General features: G+C 68.0%; 15 protein-coding genes. 9 read left to right on the forward strand and 6 right to left on the reverse strand.

Features of this window, described 5'->3' with window-relative positions:
* The first annotated feature begins 709 nt into the window (after positions 1-709).
* From DL519_RS27260 to DL519_RS49015, 3 genes are read left to right on the forward strand one after another with little or no spacing between them, the layout of a single operon-like run.
* Complete coding sequence (locus tag DL519_RS27260) at positions 710-1,123, forward strand: hypothetical protein (protein ID WP_190818976.1); 414 nt, start codon at positions 710-712, stop codon at positions 1,121-1,123.
* 11 nt (positions 1,124-1,134) lie between these two features.
* Entirely contained in the window at positions 1,135-1,713 is a 579-nt protein-coding gene (locus tag DL519_RS27265; protein WP_223839603.1) for a DUF3558 domain-containing protein, read from the forward strand.
* Positions 1,714-1,759: 46 nt separating this feature from the next.
* On the forward strand, positions 1,760-3,010 hold the full coding sequence (locus DL519_RS49015) for a hypothetical protein (protein WP_190818979.1): 1,251 nt from the start codon (positions 1,760-1,762) through the stop codon (positions 3,008-3,010).
* 67 nt (positions 3,011-3,077) lie between these two features.
* On the opposite strand, the gene DL519_RS27275 is transcribed toward DL519_RS49015, so the two are convergent.
* The 3 genes from DL519_RS27275 to DL519_RS27285 form a co-directional block, all read right to left on the reverse strand.
* Positions 3,078-3,764 (reverse strand): hypothetical protein, encoded by a 687-nt coding sequence (locus tag DL519_RS27275; RefSeq protein ID WP_190818981.1) that lies wholly within the window; start codon positions 3,762-3,764, stop codon positions 3,078-3,080.
* A gap of 658 nt (positions 3,765-4,422) precedes the next feature.
* Positions 4,423-4,713, reverse strand: coding sequence for a hypothetical protein (locus tag DL519_RS27280; protein WP_190818983.1), 291 nt, complete (start codon positions 4,711-4,713; stop codon positions 4,423-4,425).
* 104 nt (positions 4,714-4,817) lie between these two features.
* Complete coding sequence (locus DL519_RS27285; protein WP_190818985.1) at positions 4,818-5,030, reverse strand: zinc finger protein; 213 nt, start codon at positions 5,028-5,030, stop codon at positions 4,818-4,820.
* A gap of 133 nt (positions 5,031-5,163) precedes the next feature.
* Between DL519_RS27285 and DL519_RS27290 the strand changes: the two genes are divergently transcribed.
* Together DL519_RS27290 and DL519_RS27295 are read left to right on the forward strand one after the other, a co-directional pair.
* On the forward strand, positions 5,164-5,973 hold the full coding sequence (locus DL519_RS27290) for a helix-turn-helix domain-containing protein (RefSeq protein ID WP_223839607.1): 810 nt from the start codon (positions 5,164-5,166) through the stop codon (positions 5,971-5,973).
* Positions 5,974-5,977: 4 nt separating this feature from the next.
* The gene (locus DL519_RS27295; protein ID WP_190818988.1) at positions 5,978-6,214 is read left to right on the forward strand and encodes a DUF397 domain-containing protein; all 237 of its coding nucleotides are present in this window, start codon (positions 5,978-5,980) and stop codon (positions 6,212-6,214) included.
* 5 nt (positions 6,215-6,219) lie between these two features.
* Here DL519_RS27295 and DL519_RS27300 read toward each other — a convergent pair whose 3' ends face one another.
* Both DL519_RS27300 and DL519_RS27305 read right to left on the reverse strand, forming a co-directional pair.
* Positions 6,220-9,198 carry a sacsin N-terminal ATP-binding-like domain-containing protein gene (locus DL519_RS27300; RefSeq protein WP_190818989.1) on the reverse strand — a complete coding sequence of 993 codons (2,979 nt, stop codon included), beginning with the start codon at positions 9,196-9,198 and terminating at the stop codon, positions 6,220-6,222.
* Entirely contained in the window at positions 9,195-10,253 is a 1,059-nt protein-coding gene (locus DL519_RS27305) for a DUF3027 domain-containing protein (RefSeq protein ID WP_223839609.1), read from the reverse strand. Before DL519_RS27305 ends, DL519_RS27300 begins: the two co-directional genes overlap by 4 nt.
* Between DL519_RS27305 and DL519_RS27310 the strand changes: the two genes are divergently transcribed.
* The 4 genes from DL519_RS27310 (at position 10,137) to DL519_RS27325 (ending at position 14,358) form a co-directional block, all read left to right on the forward strand.
* Positions 10,137-10,955, forward strand: a complete 819-nt coding sequence (locus DL519_RS27310) for a glutaminyl-peptide cyclotransferase (protein WP_190824243.1) — start codon at positions 10,137-10,139, stop codon at positions 10,953-10,955. The two genes, DL519_RS27305 and DL519_RS27310, sit on opposite strands and share 117 nt — an antisense overlap.
* 19 nt (positions 10,956-10,974) lie before the next feature.
* The gene (locus DL519_RS27315; RefSeq protein WP_190818990.1) at positions 10,975-11,724 is read left to right on the forward strand and encodes a hypothetical protein; all 750 of its coding nucleotides are present in this window, start codon (positions 10,975-10,977) and stop codon (positions 11,722-11,724) included.
* Between the two features lie 432 nt (positions 11,725-12,156).
* Positions 12,157-13,872 (forward strand): MFS transporter, encoded by a 1,716-nt coding sequence (locus DL519_RS27320; RefSeq protein WP_190818992.1) that lies wholly within the window; start codon positions 12,157-12,159, stop codon positions 13,870-13,872.
* A 9-nt stretch (positions 13,873-13,881) separates the two neighbouring features.
* Positions 13,882-14,358: a DUF2771 family protein gene (locus DL519_RS27325; protein ID WP_190818994.1), complete on the forward strand. Its 477-nt coding sequence runs from the start codon at positions 13,882-13,884 to the stop codon at positions 14,356-14,358.
* A gap of 9 nt (positions 14,359-14,367) precedes the next feature.
* On the opposite strand, the gene DL519_RS47315 is transcribed toward DL519_RS27325, so the two are convergent.
* Positions 14,368-14,898, reverse strand: coding sequence for a response regulator transcription factor (locus DL519_RS47315; protein WP_223839610.1), 531 nt, complete (start codon positions 14,896-14,898; stop codon positions 14,368-14,370).
* Positions 14,899-14,999: the final 101 nt, after the last annotated feature.

A 14,999-nucleotide genomic window follows, 5' to 3' on the forward strand; every position in this document is an offset into this window, starting at 1 on the left:
CAGCATCCAACAATCGCATCACGTCTTCCTTGCTCAGCGGCGACGTGTCGGGAAGGTCAGCCGGCGCACCAGGCGCAGAGCCGACAAGTGTTTCCGCCACGCGTTCGACCTGCTGCACATTCATGGTCGCCATGTTCGCAGCCGACAACACAGTCGCGTGGAGTTCATGGGGGTCGACCGAACGCATCCAGTCCGAGGCAAGGACAACGGAGGTCACTTGCCCTGAATCAGTGACATGAACAGTTACCGCTGGGGCGCCGTCAGCGTCGGCCGTGCCATCCTCAGCGCCGGTAGGTGGATCAGCACCAGGTGCCGGATCGTCCAGCTCCCCGGGGTCCTCGAACTCCGACAGCGGGTCGTACTCGAACTCCCAATCCTCCGCTTCACGCCTGCCGTAGCTCATCCGACTGTCCTCCCCAGATTGCGGAGTGCCGCGCCAGTCTGCCCGCGAACCGCGACCCCCGTGCAAGGGGCGGCGAAATGTGTCTTGCTACACGGCTAGACGGGTGGCGCAATCGGCCGGGGCGAACGTCCCGGGCGCGAAGCGGCGCGGTAGCGACCAAGGTCACTCCGCCAAATGGACCAATTCGGCAACGAGTTGGGAACCCATCCAGGCCGAGGATCGTCACACCCGTGCACGGATGAGCAGAGACCTGGCAAGCTAAGCGCGACGTGTACCTGATTCAGGGGACAAAGGGGGTAGTGAGAGGTGTCATTCTTCGACGGGATCGGTAACGCTGTCGTCACGGCGGGGCAGAAGGCTGTGCGGTCAGCGACGATTCACACCGCGATCAACTCAGGCGGCACCGCGAAGGCGGCGTCGTTCCAGGTCGACATCGAGCAGATTCCGGGGCTGATCACGGAGTACGAGAGGGCCCGAGACGGGCTCGATGAAATCCTGGAACAGGCTCAACGGCTGCGGCACATCAACGGCCCTGGCACGGACGAAATCAGCCAGAGACTCGCGACCGCCCTCGGCGACATGGCAGGCGATGACGAAGGCTGCCTTTCCTGGGCTGTCAACGACGCCCGTGGCCGCATCCAGACAATGATCGACCAGCTGAAGGCCGCTAAGGGCACATACCAGAACACCGACGAAGCCGCCTCGATCCGTCAGGTTTAAGGAAGACTCACGTGCTACGCCGCGCAACTCTGACCGCCGTGTCACTACTCGCCGTCCTTGGAGCATCGGCATGCTCTCCAAGCGGAGCGACCAACCCGCCGAAGACCACGACCGAATCGGCTTCTTCGACCGCTACTACCCCGAAGGTCGAAAATCCGAAGAACCTCAAGGCAGTCACCGACGCGTGCAAGTTGTTGGCCGAGGAACAGGTCGCGCGGCTTGGCGGCGACGCCGGGGCAAAACCCCCGGAGGGGAGCAACTCCGAGGAGTACGGCGAGCCTCAGTGCAAGTGGCGAAACGATGCCTTCAACGCCACGATCGCAATCAACACCAAGCACGGCGGACTCGCAGAAATCCAAAGCTTCATCGAGTCGAGCGACAGCTTCAAACCGACGCAGGTGGGCGGCTACCAGGGAGCACGAGTCGACGAGCAGAGCACACTGTGCCGAATCGAGCTCGCGGTTGCCGATGACCAGTCACTTGAAGTCAACTACTTCAAGAACGCTGGGGGGACCCCGGAGATGAATGACCCGTGCGGCTTCGCAGAGAAGATCACCAGCGAAGCCCTGACGAACGTACCGGGCGCCTGATCGCGTCTGCATTACCACGACCAGTTTCTGACAAGGGGGTGTGATCATGGTTTTACCGATCATCGTCGGTGGCTATCTGCTCACACGTGAATCGGACCGTGGTAACACGGACGAGATCATGCAGAAGGTGGGCTTCAACCACCCGGAGAAGTACAAGCAGATCCACGAGGGTAAAGGTCCGAGCGACCTGTCCGGCGCCGTCCTCTCATGGGAAAAGGGCGTCGGCGGCAAGTTCGACGCGGTCTACTCGATCCTCGACGCAGCCAACAAGAAGGCCAACCTGGCGTGGACCGGTCAAGCCGCAGAAGAGCACGGCGCCTCGCTGCAGCCCATGTCGCAGTTCATCGAGGACGCCAAGAACGTCTCGACGTCGGTTAGCAGATCAGCCGATCAGCAGGTCCATAACTTCGGCACCGTCAAGAACAGCATGCCCGAGCCGGTGAAGGTCGATGCGACCGACAACCTGCTTGAGAAGGGCGGCGCTTGGCTGATCGGTGGCGAGACGGACCTGCAAAAGCAGGAGCGCGAAGCTACTGAGAAGGCTCAGGAAGCCAAGCAGCACTACGACAACTACAGCCAGAGCACCACGAACGTCTCGCAGAACCTCGCGTTCTACCCGAAGGCCCCGGAGATGGCGTACGACCAGGGCGGGGATAGCACTGGTACGAACCCGGCGGTCGGCAGGATACCGAACGGCTCCGGCATCCCCGGTGGTGGCGGCACTCCGGGCGGTGGTGGTGGTGGTGGCAGCTGGGTCAGCGGCACCGGTGGCAGCGGTCACAGCGGCAGCGGCACCGGCACCGGCACCGGCACCGGCACCGGCGACTACAGCACGACTCCGTCGCAGAGCAATTCGCAGTGGTCTTCTCCGCCTGTTCCCAATGGTCCCGGCTTACCCATGAACACCGGCCCCGGCCTCGGTTCGAGTCCGAACACCGGCGGTCCCGGGTTCGGGATGGTGCCCGGCGGACCCGGCCTCGGCGGCGGCTCCGGCGCTGGAGCTGGCGCTGGTCGTGGGCTCGGTGCCGGTGGCGCCGGCGGCCGTGGTGCGGGCCTGGGCGCCGGTGGGCGCGCCGGCCTCGGAGGTCTCGGCTCTGGTGCTGGCGGTGCCGGTGGCGCTGCTGGCACGGCCGGTCGTGGTGGCGCGGGCGGCATGGGCGCCGGTGCTGGTGGCCGCGGCCAGGGCAAGGAAGGCGAAGAAGACCTCGAGCACGAGGACAAGTACTGGGTCGACACGGACGAGGCTTGGGAAGACCTGGGCCTCCCCAAAGTCGCCCCGCCGGTCTTCGGCGAGTGACCAACACCCGCTGAAGTCAACCGCCGCAAGCTGGCCGCGCACCGATTCTGGTGCGCGGCCAGTTCCGCTATTCGGAGGCTTTGCGGTAGATCTCACCCAGCGCAGCTATCGCCCGGTCTGCTTTAGTTTGATCACCTGGAATGAACCCGGTGCGGGCGATTCCGGGCATTTGCTTGTAGTCCAGCACGAGTACCTTGTTCGGTGCGTCGGGGATCTCCATGATCCAGCTGCGGAAGGCGTCGTACTCCCCCTCAACGTGGTGGTCGACGATCAGACGACGACCGTTGAAGCCTGTGACCTCCGCTTCTGGGCTGATGTCGGTCCAGCTGTCGAAGCTCCCCGACCCGACGTAGACGTCGAACGTGATCTGCATGTCCGGACTCGGCGTTTCGTACGAGCAGATGAAACCGTTCATGACGATCTTCCGGAAGTCAGAACCCATGAACTGCGCCATCAGCTCGTCCGGCGGGTAGGAGCACAAGTAGAGCGGCGACCATTTCGACTCGGGCGGCTGCTGCGGGAGACCATCCAGCTGCAGAACCTCCTTGAACGATCGAGGTTCAGGGCGTGCCCATTCGGAGCAACTGGAGGCCATCCGGTCTACCGAAGCGCATACGTTCGTCGTCGCCGTGGGAATTGGTGGCGGCGCACTTGCCTGGTCTCGATCGAGGCTCGGTCCGCTTCTTATGTCGATCAGCAACGCAAGCACCGATACGCCGACTACGAACACAGATACAAGCACGGAGGCGACCACCGCAATCCAAACACGCGACTTCCGAGGTGGCGTTTGCTGAGGTCCGAGTGGATATTGCGTTGCGTGCGGCGACTGTGGGCAAGGTTGCCCGTCCTGGTTTCCTGGCCAGCCTTGGTAAATCACTTGAGCATGCTCCTGTCGGCATAAACGTGCTCTCGCGGAACTCGGAGCACTCCCCCAGACGGCCTGCGATCAGGCCAGACGGCATTATGCAGGGCATCAATGCCCGAAAAACGGCCTTTCAGTCAAAGGTCACCGGACGGACGTCAATTCGTCCACTTCGGACCTCTGCAGCGCAAACGGAGCAGGTGGGGCGCTGGTCCCTGCCGCCGATGTCCTCAGGAGCCGTCATGACACCGCACACCGCGATCAGCGCTGGCCCATCACGCCGCGAGTCATCGTCCGGAATCACGTGGTTCTGGTAGCCGAAGGCGACCCAGCATCCGCTCCTGGCGTTCGCCTCGTCTTCTGAAGGTGTCATCGCGTTCTTCCTGAAGTGTCCGGTGACCGGGCGCGTGGGGAGGGGACATTCGCGCCCGGTCACCGGGGTGGGCCGGTGCGGCCGAGGTCGGGGAGGTACCGCACCGGCCCGGCTGGAGAGGTCAGGCCTCGTGAGTGTTTGTTCCGGTAAGAACCGGAAGGAACACTCACGAGCTGTTCAGGCACGCAGGTGGTGCCGCCCGGTGGGCTCGCCGGAGTCGTCGGGGTCTGTGGTGGGGAATTCCGGTGGTATGTGGGGATGTTCGCGCCTGGTGTCGGGTTCTTCGGCGGCGGCGCGGGATTCGGATTCGATGTCGGCTATGAGGTGCCAGACCGTGTAAGCGCCGTCGCCGCCTCCGGCGTGCTGGCCCGTTGAGAACGCGATGGCTCTCGCGGGTAGCTGGGTGGCGAGCATGGCGACGATCAGCAGGTTGAACAGGACGAACGTGCTGAGCTGGATCCAGAACATCGGTGGTTCTCCTTCGGTTGGGCGAGGGGTGTCAATTTCGCGAGAAATTGACGTTCACCCGGGTGACGGTCAATTTCTCGCGAAATTGCGCCGTCCTCGGGTGATCACAGGCGGGTGGTGAGGGTGTGCCAGCAGCGCATGCAGGTGTCCTCGCGGATCCAGTCCACTTCGGACCGGTCGTGCAGCTCCACCGCGCCCGCTTCTGCTCCGCAGAACGCCTTCACCTGCTCCTCGCGCGGAACTTTCGTTGCCGCGATGGGGAAAGCGTGGCGGCCGCCCGTGACCGGGCGCCAGACGTAGGTCAAGTAGTCGGACATCGGAGCCTCCTTTGATGTTCTCAGAAACTATCATCAGTTTCAGAAACTGATCTATTCCCGATTCGGGTGAACAAGATCCCCGAGCGGACGATCTAGGCTGCTCGACATGAATGGCAGTGCACGTGCGCGGGGTTTGGGAGCCGAACTGCGGCAGCTCCGAAGCCAGAGCGGCTACAAACAGGAAGACGTCGCGAGGCGACTCGGCTTGTCGAAGGCGACGATGAGCCGGATCGAGAACGGCACGAAGGCGGTCACCGAAGCCGACGTGTCCGCGATTCTCGCCATACTCGGCGTGACAGGCGAGGACCGTGGCCGTCTGCTGAAGATCACGCGCGAGCAGGACCAACCTGGCTGGTGGGAGACAAGGATTCCTGGCTTGCCGAAGCAGCTCACCGGTTTGCTTGAATTCGAGCGCGACGCGTGCCGCATCAGTTGCCTTGGCATGGTCCTAATTCCAGGACTCTTGCAAACGGGCGACTACGCACGCGCCGTCATGCACGGTAGCGGGGTCAATGCCGCTGACATCGACGCACGTGTCGCGATTCGTATCGGCCGTCAGGAGATCCTCACCAAGCCCAACGCCGTCAGGTTCCATGCCTTCATCGACGCGCGCGTGCTTCGCCGAGTCGTCGGAGGACAGGGCGTGATGGCGGAACAACTGCGCCACGTCGTGAAGATGACCAAACGCCGAAACATAACCATCCAGGTCATCCCGGACGAAGTCGCAACCCATCCTGGGCTTGAAGGCTCCTTCGTCCTGCTTGAGTTCCCGAAGGCTCGCTCTATCGTCCACCTGGAGCAACGCAGGTTGGGCGCGTTCCTGGACGAGCCCACCGACGTCGCCGATTACGCAAATGTGCTGGATACACTCCAACAGGTGACGCTGAGCCCCGCAGAGTCAGCGAAGCTGATCGCAGCGCGGGCTGACGAGCTGGAGGGGTAAGTCAATGACGTTCCGGGTCTGGCGGAAGTCGAGCTATAGCGCAAGCCAATCCGACTGCGTTGAGGTCGGTTGGCGAAAGTCCAACTACAGCGGTGAAGAAGGCAACTGCGTCGAGGTCGGGATCAGTCCTGACCTGGTCGGGGTTCGGAACACCAAGGATCGGGTCGGTGGGACCTTGGTGTTCGGGCAGCCGACCTGGGGGCGGTTTTTAGCCGCTGTGAAGGCTGAGCGGTTCTGCTGAGCCGCTCAGCGCAGGAGGGTTGCCGCTTCCGGGTCGGCTAGCAGGGCCGTCAGGGCGAACCTCTCGTGCCAGGCTCCCGATGCCCAGGCCAGGGCTCGGGCCAGGCCGTCCGGGGTTCGCTCCGCGTGGACCTTTCCCGTGCTCTCGACCCACCAGTGGACGCGCTGCTCTCCGGCCGAGGACCGGACCTTCAGCACGTCGTGGAGGGTCACCTCGCCCGTTGGGACCGTAATTCCGAGGAGTTCGCAGGCCGCCGGGACTCGCGCCACCTCCGGCCAGCGCTGGAGGCGGCCCGGGCCCACCACCTGCATCGTGTTCTCCTCGGACGCCAGCGGCAGGTCCAGGAGTTCCGCCAGCGCCTCCGCGTCGAACTGGTCCGGGCTGCCGCCCGCGATCACCAGCGGCGCTTCCAGCACGCCGAGCATCCACGGCTCGTCGAGCACCACCGCTCGCCCCGTGCTGACCACCGCACCCGACACCGAACGCACCATCTCCGGCGGGTCGAACTCGCCCGGATCCACGACGCCGCCCGCAACCGCGTCCGCCAGCGCTTGGTGCGCGCGCAACGCCGTTCCGGCGCGCACCGCGCGGTCCGGGTCACCGAGCCGTTCCAGCAGGTTTTCGGCATCGTCAGCGTCCTCGATGACGAGTTCGCCGCGCACACCCGCGATCCGCAGGTGCTCGTCGTCGAGCCCGACATCGGGCACCGCGTCGTACAGGCCCGCGAGTTCTTCGGCCCCGGCAAGCCGCCAGTGCTTGGGCGGGTGTCCTTCGATCAGCGCGTAGCGCGCGATCCACCAGGCCGAGTAGCTGTGCGGTTCGCGCAGGGCCCGCAGCGTGTCCGGGTTCCGCACCAGCAGCCGGAGCGCCGCCGGCCAGGCGTCGTCGGCGACCAGGTCGAGGTCGCCGATGCCCATGAACCTGGCGGGCGGCCAGTTCTCGGGCTGCGCGGCTTCCTGCTCCGCCCACCAGTGGTGCGAGTCGGGGAAGTCGTCGTCGGCTTCGACCGGGTCTTCCTCGACGTGCACCGCGAAGCCGTCCAGCACGCCGATCGACCGCAGCAGGTCCGCCGGCCGGTCGGCCGCGAAGTCCTCGTCCAGCACCGCCAGCGGCGCGTCCTCGCCGATGTACTCGGGGTCGAGGACGTCCAGCAGCGCCGCATCGGGCAGCAGGAGTTCGTCCGCCCGGCGGAAGTCACCGTCCGCGTCGGGCAGCGCCAACGCGCCCAGCCAGTCGCGCGGCTGCGCGCTCGCGACCAGCCGCAACACCGCCTCCGCCAAGGGCTGCACGTCCGCGCCGGACCGCGCGTCGGAGACGCTGCTGCGCACCGCCTCCTCCAGCGACGGGGCGTCGAGCAGCTCCGCCGGACCGGCCGGGTGCGCGCCGAGCTTCTCCAGCAGCGGATGCGTCGCTTCGGGGTGCGCGATGCGCAGACCCGAGATGTCCAGTGTGGACAAGAGCGCCGCCGGGTCCGGGTCCGCATCCCGGTGGCTCAACAGGACATCCCGCACACCGGTGACCGTGCGACCGTCCGCCAGCGGCACCGGCAGCGCGGAGAACTCCTCGCGCGCCACAGGATCCGCGCCCTCGATCGGGGTCAGCGCGTCGTAGAGGCTGTACCACCAGTGCGGCGGGCGCTGCAGACCCGTGACCGTTTCGACGATCTCCGCGGCGGCGAGCCGCCGGACCTCCAGCACGTGCAGCGACCTGCGGTGTTGGGCATCGGCCAGATCCGCCGTGAGCAGGCCGGGAACCACGTCCTTCAGCAGCTCCACGAGCTCCGGCGAGACGTATTCGAGGACCCGGGATTCCAGCGGCGCCAACAGTTTCCCGTTGGCGGCAGGCAGCCACGCCGCGACGCGCAGCCGGTCGTTCACGCCCTGCCGCAGCTTGTCATCCACATCGGACAGCGGGAAGCCGGGCAGCGGCACCAGCGCCGTGCGATGCTCCGCGGCAATCTTGCCGACCAGCGTGGGATAGCACTCGGCGGCGAACGTCAGCACCGAGTCCGTGGCGGCCGACGCCGCAACCCGGCGCCGGTCCGGCTCCACCGGCACGCTCGCCAGCAGCCGCGCAGGCAGCGACAGCCGCTCTTCCGTCGGGGTCGGGGCGTGCAGCACGTCCTCGGCCAGCGGGATCGGCGTGCCGTACTCGTCCAGCGGAACCGCCCAGGTCACGTGCCACTGCGTGGCATGCCGGGCCTCGACGCCCAGACCGGCCAGCGCCATCTCGCTCAACGTGCCCGCCGCTCGGTGCACGAGCCACCGATCGCTGCGCACCGGGCCGCGCACGACGAACCGGTCATCGGCCTCGTCGTCGCGCCGCCAGGTCTTCTCGCCGATCCGGATCTCGGTCAACCCGGGCAGCGAGATCAGCAGATCAGGGACCTGGTCGGTCAACGCCGCCAGCAGCGCCTCCGCGTCCACCTCGGGACGCAGCGGCAGCCGCACCTCGGTATCGAAACCCGTCGGCGGCTCGTCGGCGATCGCCCACGGCAGCCGCAGGATCGGCACCACACCCTCGCGCGCCGCCAACTCCTCGGCCCGGCCCGACAGCTCCGCCACCGCTTCCCTGGTCCGCTCCGCGGAAAACACCACCCCGCCGGTCGTCGACACGATCTGCGGCTCGTCGGACACCGCCAACACCGCGGAGAACCCGACGCCGAACCTGCCGACCGACACGCCCTCGCGCTTGGCCGACGCGCGCAGCGAAGCGAGACCCGCCACGCCGTCCACGGTCAGCGGCGCACCCGTGTTGGCTACCCGCAGCTCGCGGCCGACGAACTCGACCCGCAGCACACCGCCGGTGCCCGCCGCGTCCGCCGCGTTCTGGGCCAACTCGACCAGCAGCCGGTCGCGGTAACCGCCGAGCCGGAGGTCTTCCTCGGCGTTGGCGTCCTCGCGGAACCTGGTCGGCGAAGCCTCCCAGGAATGCAGCACGGCCTGCCGGAGCTCGGCCGCACCGAAGGGGTCCGCTCCGCTCACCCGCGCGGCTCGAAGTCCAGGGTGGCGTCGTCGTAGACGACTTCGGCCACCGGAACCGTCGACGAGGCGTCGACCTCGACCTCGGAATGCGCGCCGCAACCGAACTCGACGCTGACCACGCGGCCGTCCGCGGGCGCGAGCTCGTTGGCGCAGACGCCGAACGCACCGCCCATCGAACCCGCCAGCTTCAGGAAGAAACCGCAGGTACCGCAGGCCCCCGGGGCGGACCGGGCGATCTCGGAGCCCGGCCCGAAGTCGCCGCTGTGCCAGCGGTCGGCGGCCTCCAGCCGCCCCTCCAGGCTCAGCACCCGCTTGCGGCCGAGGCCCACCTCGTGGACGACCTCCTCCACCGCCGGGTCGTCGCTGGCCAGGTAGCCAGGCGCCAGCCGCGGGTCGTCCGCGGTGGTCGGCAGCAGGTCACCCGCGCCGAGGTCACCCGGGCGCACCCGCTGGTTCCACGGCACCCAGTCCGGCGCGGTCAACGCGTACGGACCTGGCAGCAGCACGACTTCGCTGACCGTCACCGGTTCGCCTGGTCCGACGCTGGCGACCGTGACCGCCCAGCGCCACCCGACGTAGCCCGGGTAGTACGACTCGAAGTAGTGCGTGACCGCGTGCGGGCCCTCCGGCTCGACACCGACGTGCGCCCCGACCGGGGCGGAGACCTCGGTGTCCAGGGTCAGCACCGGCGAACCGATCGGGTCGTCCCCGGGCCGCGCCTCGTCCTCCGCCGCAGCTCGGGCGACGTCCTCCGCGGCGGCGAGCTCCGGGTTCGGCGGCACGGGCGCAGGCGGCCCGGCGTCCTCGAACGGGGCACCCGCGCCTGGGCTGGTCATCGGAGCAGGCATAGGCGTCACATGCTCGATTGTGCCGTACGTGGTCGTCGCCGCCGTCGGCCGTGTCAGGCTTTCGGGGTGCGACTCCTCCTGACTCGTCGTGTGCTGTGCGGCTGGGTGCTCACCATCGGGCTGGGGTTGCTGGCGTGCGCACCGCAGGTACCAGCGCAGCACGACGGCCAGGGCAACCGCGAGCAAACCGATCAGGGCGTTGGGCACTCGGGAAGCCTGCCACACCTTCGAGCGGAGGTGATCTCCGTGCTCCCGCACGACCGCTCCTCATTCACTCAGGGCCTCGAACTCGTCGCCGGCACCCTCTACGAAGGGACCGGCCAGCACGGCGAGTCGCTGCTGCGCGCCACCGACCTCGCCACCGGCGAGGTGCGCCGCGAAACCCGGCTCCCGGCCGACCTCTTCGGTGAGGGCATCACCGTCACCGGTGACCGTATCTGGCAGCTCACCTGGCAGGAAGGGGTTGCGCTGGAGCGTGATCGGGAGTCGCTGGCGGAGCTGCGCCGAGTGGAGTACTCCGGCGAGGGATGGGGCCTGTGCTTCGACGGGGTGCGGCTGGTGATGAGCGACGGCAGCGACCGGTTGACCTTCCGGGACCCGGTGACCTTCGCACCGATCGGCGGGGTCGGCGTGCGGCTCGGAGGGTCCGCGGCCGACGAGCTGAACGAGTTGGAGTGTGTCGGCGGGCAGGTCTGGGCGAACGTGTGGGGCAGCAACGAGATCCTGCGCATCGACCCGTCGAACGGGCAGGTGACCGCCGTGGTGGACGCGTCCGGGCTGCTGAGCCCCCGGCAGCGGGCGGGCACCGACGTGCTCAACGGCATCGCCGCCGTGCCCGGCACCGACGAGTTCCTGCTCACCGGGAAGTACTGGCCGTCGATTTTCCGAGTTCGCTTCGTCCCGGTGTGATCATTAGTACGGTCGGCGCATGGATGATCAAGAGGACTTGGTGGAGCCGCTGCACGTGCTCTGCGTGCTCGGCACCGGCATGGACTTCGACGCGATCGAGCGAGTCGTCGGCGCCGTGGGCGGACCGCAGTTCTCGCTGGACCGGGAGTTCTCGATGCAGGAGCACGATCCGCGGATGCCCGACGCGTTCGAGGCCTGCCTGGCGGGGTTGACCTTCACCGACGCCGACTGGGACGCGGTCGCCGAGCACGATTCGGTCGCCTACGTGCTCGCGAAGGGCGGGCGGGAGTACGCCCCCTACATCTCCGAGCGGATGCTGGCGGTGGTGGCGGAGTTGTTCGAGCGCTGGGACGCAACCGCCATCAAGAGCGAGAGCAGCGGTCTCGCGCACGGTTGTGAGACGTGGCTGGCGCTGGCCGAAGATGCCGCCCAGCCCGACGCGCTCCGCCGGGCCTGGGTGAAGCGGCCGATCCACAGCGGCGACGTGCTGCACAGCTGCGGCATGCACCTGCTCGGGGTCCCCGACGTGGAGTTGGAGACCGAGGGGCTGCTCGACGAGAGCCGGCTCGGCGAGTGGGTGGAGCTGATCGACGGCCTCGCGGGGTACCTCCTGACCGAGACGCGGGCGGCGGCGATCCAGGACGGCGAGGGGTTCCGGCTCGCCGAGGACGCGCCGCGCTGGCTGCTGCACCAGCACGCGTGCGACCGCTACGACGACGAGGACATCTTCTTCAACCCCTACGGCTACTGGCGTCTGACCCCGGCCTGAGGTTCTGCCTGCTCAGATGCCCGTGCGCTTTTTTTGGGGGGCGCAACTATTCGGGGAGCTGGGTAAAGATGCGTCGTTTCGGGTTGGCATGGTTTGCCGCGAAGGAGCCTGGGTCCCGCGGTGTGGCCGCAATTTCCAATTGAAATCGAAGGCCCGATTTCAATGGAAATTGCGCCAGTGCACGGCGTCGGGGCTGTATCCGCGGGTCACCGGCCGTGAGCGTTTTTGAGTGCTGTCTATGACCCCGAAAAATACTCACGGGGCTCCGGAGTTGCTTTGGACCACCCGGTCGGGGGTGGTTTTGGGGCGTTGATGTCGCTCGATGGTGTCCGGGTGTATCTGGCGGGCGGGTTCCTTCCTCTTTAACCGTGGGACCGCCGAAATCCGGCGGAGGCCCGATCGGCCGGAGGCGGGTGAGGCAGGATGAACGGTATGGGTTTGCGACGCCATGACCAGCGGTCGGACGCCTCGCGCGGCCGATCGGGCTGGGGTGCCGGGCAGCGCCGCAAGCGCGGTTGGTATGCCGAAGGCGGCCGGGAGGCCGAGCACGGCTCGGCGCAGCGCGCCGAGCACCGGTTCGAGGCGTCGAGCAGGGGCGAGCCCGACCGGGGCGAGCGGCGGGGTTCCGGCGCGGGTTCGCGGGGGGACGAGCGGTCCGATCGGCGGTATCCGTGGGAAGAGGATCCGGATTACGAGCGTCCGCGCAGCAGTACTCGGCGGTTGCCTCCGCTGCCCGGAGACCACTCCGGCCGCGCGGAAGACCCCGAACAGCCCGAACCGGAGAAGCCCCGCGGCACCGCGCCGCCCCAGAAGCTGACCGTCACCCGTGTTGCCGCGTGGCGCAGCCGGGACCTGACGCAACGCGCGATGCGGATGTTCTTCTCGCTCGCGCACGCCGACGGCGCCGACCGGTCCGGGCTCGCGAAGTTCACCTACGCCGTGATGGGCAACTACGCGGTGGACGCCGCGATGGCGGTCGCGCTGGCCAACACGCTTTTCTTCTCCGCCGCCACCGGCGAGAGCAAGGACAAGGTCGCGCTCTACCTGCTGATCACGGTCGCTCCGTTCGCGGTGATCGCCCCGGTGATCGGCCCGGCGTTGGACCGGCTGCAGCAGGGCCGCCGCATCGCGCTCGCCGCGTCGTTCGCGGTCCGGGTGCTGCTCGCGGCCGTGATGGCGCTGAACTTCAACAGCTGGTTGCTGTACCCGGCGGCGCTGGGCTGCATGGTGCTGTCGAAGTCCTTTGGCGTGCTCAAGGCGGCGATGACGCCGCGGGTGCTGCCGTCGCAGATCACGCTGACCAAGGCCAACTCCCGGCTGACCGCGTTCGGCATGGCCGCGGGCGGGATCTTCGGCGCGATCGCCTCCGGCTTCGCCTGGCTGCTGGGTTCCGAGGGCGCGCTGTGGTTCATGGCCGCGATGGCCGTCGGCGGCGTATGGCTGTGCCTGCGGATTCCAGGCTGGGTGGAGAGCACCGAGGGCGAGGTCCCGACGTCGATCGGCGCGCACCCGGAGCAGGCCAAGAAGGTCCCGCTGAGCGGGCACGTGGTCGTGGCGCTGTGGGGCAACGGCGGCATCCGGGTGCTGACCGGGTTCCTGACGCTGTTCGCCGCGTTCGTGATCAAGCAGAGCACCCAGCACGAGCCGTTCATGCAGCTGGTGCTGCTGGGCCTGGTCGGCGGCGCGGCCGGGGTCGGCAGCTTCCTCGGCAACGGGCTGGGTTCGAAGATGCACTTCGGCAAGCCGGACCGGGTGATCATCACCTGCCTGGGCAGCGCGCTGGCCGTCGCCGTGTGCGCGGCCGTGCTGGCCGGGCTGCCGCTCGCGGTGGTGGTCGGCCTGGTGGGTGCGACGGCGAGCGCGCTGGCCAAGGTCTGCCTGGACGCGGTGATCCAGCACGACATGCCAGAGGCGTCGCGGGCCTCCGCGTTTGGCCGGTCTGAGACGATCTTGCAGGTCAGCTGGGTCTTCGGCGGCGCGCTGGGGGTCCTGCTGCCACCGGTCTACTGGATCGGGTTCGTCGTCGTCTCCGCCGTGCTGGCGCTGGTGCTGGCGCAGACGATCGTCTCCGGGCGCGGCGGCACGCTGCTGCCCCGCATCCGGCGCCGGGCCGCACCGGCCACCGAACGACCAGGGGCCAAGTCGTAGGCTCGAACCGTGCATCGTGGACTGAAGCCGCTGCTGGCGGCGGCGGGCATCGCGCTCGTCGCCGGTTGTGCCGCACCCAGCGAACCGCAGGTCACCTTCTACTCGCACGGGAACTCGGCGGCCGTCAACCCCGCCCAGCTCTGCGACGCGACGGGGCAGAACTGCAAGACGCCGTCGGAGAACACCGTCGGCGACCTGCGCGTGCCGGACAACGATCCGCTGCAGATCTCGGTGCCCGGCGAGGTCGCCGCCACGCCGTGGCAGGTGGTGTTCATCTACCGCGGCACGAACGGCCAGGAGCTGGACGGCCGCAGCGCCGTCTTCCGCCCCAACGAGCGCCACGCCTACACGCTGCAGGTGCCGCCGGACGGCACCCGGCTCGAGCACGTGGAGGTCCAGCAGTTCTCGGCGGTGCTGACCCAGGGCACGGACGGCGGTGTCGACTTCGGCATCGGCGGCACCTGGATCCTGAACGTCCACGAGTGACGGCCGGCTTCAGCCGCCGACCAGCCCGGCCTCGTAGGCGGTGATCGCGGCCTGGACGCGGTTGTTCGCGGACGGGCGCTGCAGGATCGTCCGGACGTGCGCCTTGACGCTGCCTTCGGCCAGCAACAGCCGCTGCACGATGTCCTGATTGGACAGTACCGCGCCGACCAGCGCCGGCACCTCGCGTTCCCGCGGGGTCAGGGTCGCCACCCGGTCGCGGGCGGCGTTGCGCCGGGTAGCCCGGCCGGGCATCGGCGGCCGGGTTCCGCACGATGACGTTGAGCGCATCAGGAGTTCGCTCGAGCCGCACCCTCGGAGTCGTGGCCGTAACCGGCGGCGTGCACGACCTCGTCGTCCGGTGTGCACGACCCTGTCGTCCTTGGTAACCACGACCGAGAACCCGGGTACGCCGGTGGATTCCAGCGCGTTGGTCAGGTACTCGTCGATGGCGGGCGCGGTCGGCTCGGGCGCGGCGTGCGCAGTGGCCGGGCCGAGCGAGCTCCCGAGCGCCACCGCGAGCGCGATGGTCTTGGCTTTCACGCAGGTGAATCTGGGAATCCGGGCGCCCTCGCCGGAGCTGCCGACCGGCCACGACCACCCCCGCCGAAAGGCATAAAGAAGCCGGGCGCACCGCGATGCGC

Source organism: Saccharopolyspora pogona (genome assembly GCF_014697215.1).
In the GTDB taxonomy this organism is placed as follows: domain Bacteria; phylum Actinomycetota; class Actinomycetes; order Mycobacteriales; family Pseudonocardiaceae; genus Saccharopolyspora; species Saccharopolyspora hattusasensis.